Source organism: Pollutimonas rozaliensis (genome assembly GCF_048751585.1).
Lineage (GTDB): Bacteria > Pseudomonadota > Gammaproteobacteria > Burkholderiales > Burkholderiaceae_B.
This window is the reverse complement of the sequence record NZ_JAZHOB010000171.1, coordinates 1-263: the sequence shown is the minus strand read 5'-3', so window position 1 is coordinate 263 and position 263 is coordinate 1. Positions and strand designations below refer to the sequence as shown.

At 44.5% G+C, this 263-nt stretch carries 1 protein-coding gene; it reads right to left on the bottom strand.

The features are described 5' to 3' along the window. Window positions 1–263 (bottom strand): YajD family HNH nuclease (locus tag V0R37_RS22440; protein WP_420376601.1); only part of this gene is annotated, 263 nt, incomplete at both ends.

The window sequence follows — 263 nt, the reverse complement described above, 5'->3', positions numbered from 1 at the left end:
CAACGCCGTAACGTTCATGTTCGAGATACTTTGAATGCTCATGATCGTGACAATATAAGCATAGCAGCTCCCAATTGCTGCCATCTTCCGGATTATTGGTGTGATCATGATCTTTATGGTGCACGGTTAACTCGCGCAAGTTGGAGTACACAAATTCCCGAGCACATTTACCACATACCCATGGGTAAAGTTTGAGCGCTTTTTCTCGGTAACCACTTTCTTTACGTGCGTAATTTGCACTCGAACCGTAAAAATCCGACGAC